This is a genomic window from Vreelandella indica (assembly GCF_037070225.1).
Taxonomy (GTDB): Bacteria; Pseudomonadota; Gammaproteobacteria; order Pseudomonadales; family Halomonadaceae; genus Vreelandella; species Vreelandella arctica.
The window spans coordinates 1-3,521 of the sequence record NZ_JBANSO010000066.1 but is presented as its reverse complement, the minus strand read 5'-3'; the positions used below and the strand labels follow the sequence as shown (position 1 = coordinate 3,521).

The 3,521-nt window shown below is 57.0% G+C and carries 3 protein-coding genes; all 3 read left to right on the top strand.

Annotated features, from left to right (window positions below; translation table 11 throughout):
* The first annotated feature begins 159 nt into the window (after nucleotides 1-159).
* From V8L71_RS20395 to V8L71_RS20385, 3 genes are read left to right on the top strand one after another with little or no spacing between them, the layout of a single operon-like run.
* Complete coding sequence (locus V8L71_RS20395; protein WP_081193851.1) at nucleotides 160-1,422, top strand: site-specific integrase; 1,263 nt, start codon at nucleotides 160-162, stop codon at nucleotides 1,420-1,422.
* A complete protein-coding gene (locus V8L71_RS20390) occupies nucleotides 1,419-2,363 on the top strand; it encodes a tyrosine-type recombinase/integrase (protein ID WP_081194004.1) in 945 nt (314 codons plus the stop codon). Before V8L71_RS20395 ends, V8L71_RS20390 begins: the two co-directional genes overlap by 4 nt.
* Nucleotides 2,360-3,364, top strand: coding sequence for a site-specific integrase (locus V8L71_RS20385; RefSeq protein WP_081193853.1), 1,005 nt, complete (start codon nucleotides 2,360-2,362; stop codon nucleotides 3,362-3,364). The genes V8L71_RS20390 and V8L71_RS20385 overlap by 4 nt, the downstream gene beginning before the upstream one ends.
* The last annotated feature ends 157 nt before the right edge of the window (nucleotides 3,365-3,521 follow it).

Genomic DNA, 3,521 nt, shown 5'->3' with positions numbered 1-3,521 from the left:
CCGTAATTATCCTCAACCCTCAGTTATGGAAAGTTTCTGAGATAGTCCCTTCAAGATCGCTTTCTTACCGCTGCCTCGTGCCATTGGCAGTGATGATTTGCCTTCCATAATTACTGGTGGTGTTGTTTTAGCTCCCCCTCATCAGGAAGGAGAGCCACCATGTTTGAGTCTACTCATTCGTTGTATGCACTGGCGCATCAGTGGTTTGCCGATTCGCCGCTCAGTAATAATGAAGATGCTTATGTTCAGTTCCTAATCGAGCGCGGTTACGCGGTTGGTACGATCCAGGGATATTTCAGCAGCGTCGCGCATTTCGCCCATTGGTGCAGGACGCAACAAGTCGGTCTTGGCGATATCGATGAAGCGCTGGTTAACCGCTTTATGGATGAGCACCTGCCGGTTTGTCGATGTGCCGTCCGGTGCCGACGCGCACCTCGCGAGATGCACGCTGCGCTTGGGCATCTGTTTGCGATGCTCTGTGCTAAGGGGCATGGTATCCAGGCGGATAGTTCCCCGGTTTCCGCTCCTATCGCAACAGAACTTGAGGATTTCGACCGCCATCTTACTGAGGTACGAGGACTGGCACCAACCACGCGTTCAGTCCGGTTACGTCATTTGCGCGATTTTCTCATCTACTGTTTTAGCTCCGGGCCGGTGCACCTGAAGCGGCTCGGACTGTCGGATGTAATCCGTTTTATCGCCCATTACACGGCGGACTGGGCTCCGGCGTCGATACTTACCGCCACCACTTCGTTGCGCTGTTACTTCGCGTTCCGGGCCAGTCAGGGCGAGCAGACCTCCGCGTTGATCGCCGCTCTGCCTCGGATCGCGCAGTGGCGGCTGGCTGGACTGCCGCAGGTTCTGTCCAACGCAGAGATAGATCAGCTACTCGGTGCCTTCGATCGCTACCAGGCCACTGGCAAGCGCGATTACGCAATCGCGCGTTGCCTGCTCGATCTGGGCTTGCGTCGAACAGAAGTGGCTCGTCTGTGCTTGGACGATGTGGATTGGCGGACCGGAACACTGATCATTCGCAGTAAGGGCAAACGCACCGATGTGTTGCCTCTGCCCGATGTCACTGGGCATGCTATCGCCGAGTACTTGCTGGATGGTCGACCGAAAACCACGCGCCGAGAGCTGTTCGTTCGGCACCGGCCACCCCTCAATGCGGCAGCTGATCCGGATATCGTGCGCAACGCCATTCGTTATGCGGCGAAGCGCTGTGGACTCGAACACTGTATTCGCGGGACTCACATTCTGCGGCATACCCTGGCCGGTCGACTGGTGCAGGGCGGCGCCCGGTTCAAGGAGATCGCCGACCTGCTGCGCCATCGCAGTCTGGATACCACCACAATCTATGCCAAAGTCGATCTTGAGGCGTTGGCTCAGGTGGCTCTACCGTGGCCGGGGAGGTTGTCATGAGCACTCCTGTGACATTTACCGCTCGGGTCGACGCCTATCTGGATTACCGCCGACAGGCCGGCTTTGCATTAAAGATCGAGGGCGAACAACTGGCGCGGTTCGCGCGGTTCGCTGATCATATCTCGCCTGGGGGAGCTCTGACCATGCAGCTGGCTGAACAGTGGGCTTGCGCCTCAGGCCGACCAGGTCCGCTCACCGCTGCCCGCCGAATGGAACTCTTGCGCCCCTTCGCCCGCTATTGCCAACAGTTCGATCCGGCCACTGAGATTCCGCCCCGTGGGCGCTTTGGACCCGCTCACCGTCGTCTGACGCCACATGTTTTTACTGACGCCGAGATCCGTGCGCTGCTCGTGGCCTGTGCCGATCTACACCCGCCCGGCGGCTTGCGGGGGATCTGTTGCGCCACGCTCTTTGGACTGATTGCTTCGACGGGACTGCGGACATCGGAGGCCACCGGCTTGCAACGCCCAGATGTCGATCTCGATCGCAGTTTGCTGCATATCCAGAACACCAAGTTCGGCAAGTCACGTTGGGTACCGCTGCACTCCACCACGACACAGGCTTTGCAGCGCTACGTACAGCAACGAGATCGAGATCCTTTTGCGGCTACTACCGAGGCTTTCTTCCTCTTTGACTACGGCCGACCCGCGACCACGCAGGGCCTGGAATATGCATTCAAACTATTGCGACAATGGTTGCATTGGCGCTCCCGAGGCGGTCACCCGGCACCGCGTATTTATGATCTTCGCCACACCTTTGCCTGCCGTAACCTTGAGCGCTGGTATGCGCAGGGCCTCGACATCGACTGCCATATCCTGGCGCTATCTACCTACCTCGGTCATGCCAAGATCACCGACACTTACTGGTATCTCACCGCAACGCCCGAGTTGCTGGCCCGGGCAGCTCAACGCCTGGAACAATTTCAAGGAGGTGGCTTATGAGTACCTCGGTGCCGGTAACTTTTCCGTGCTTGCTACAGCAGTTTTTTGTGCAGCGCTTGATGCAGCAGCGCCAGGCCAGTCCGAATACCGTATCAGCCTATCGAGATACCTTTCGGTTGCTGCTGACATTTGCCCATCGGCGTCTTGGAAAACATCCCAGCGAACTTACGATGGACGATCTGAACGCCACGCTCGTTCTGGATTTCCTTCACTACCTCGAAGAGGAGCGCCACAACTCGGTTCGCAGCCGTAACGCACGATTTGCGGCGATCCGGTCGTTCATGGAGTACGTGTCCTTTCAGGAGCCTTCGGCCCTTGCCACCGCGCAGTCCGTGCTCGCCATCCCCATGAAGCGTTTTGAACAGCAACTGATTGGGTTCCTTTCGCGTGAACACATGGCAGCGATTCTTGACGCACCGGATCGCAATACCTGGACGGGACAGCGGGATCGGGTGATGTTAGCAACACTTTACAATACCGGCGCTCGCGTCTCCGAACTGATCGGAATGCGGCTAGAAGATCTGGTGCTTGGCCCCAGCGCTTCCGTGCGTATTCGCGGCAAAGGACGCAAGGAACGGTCGACACCCTTGTGGCCTGAGACGGCCGCGCAGCTTAAACGCTGGTTAAGAGCCTATCCTCGCCAGCCTGATCAACCGCTGTTTCCAAGTCGATCAGGCACCACTCTGACGCGCATAGGTGTGACTGAACGCTTGAAGCTTGCGGTCAGAGCAGTCGCTGCGCAATATCCCGAACTGGCCAAACGACGAGTATTTCCGCATCTGATTCGACATTCCATTGCCATGCATATGTTGCAAGCCGGTGTTGATATCACCGTCATTGCGCTATGGCTCGGGCATGAAAGCCCGGAGACCACTCACAAATATGTCGAAGCAGATCTGGCGATGAAGGATCGGGCATTGAAAAGCATCCAGGCGCCTTCCCAGGCATTGCCGCGGTACCAGCCATCGGACAGCGTGTTGGCGTTTTTACAGAGTCTCTAATTATGCAGGATTTATAGGGACCACCAACATTCAAGCAACACAGGGTAGATGCTGCTAAGTGCATCAACTGCCGAGCAAATCAGCATCTATCCTGACCATCTTTCAGAGCACTCAAAGACCACACCCTTCCATAACTGAGAGCCGAGGATAATTACGG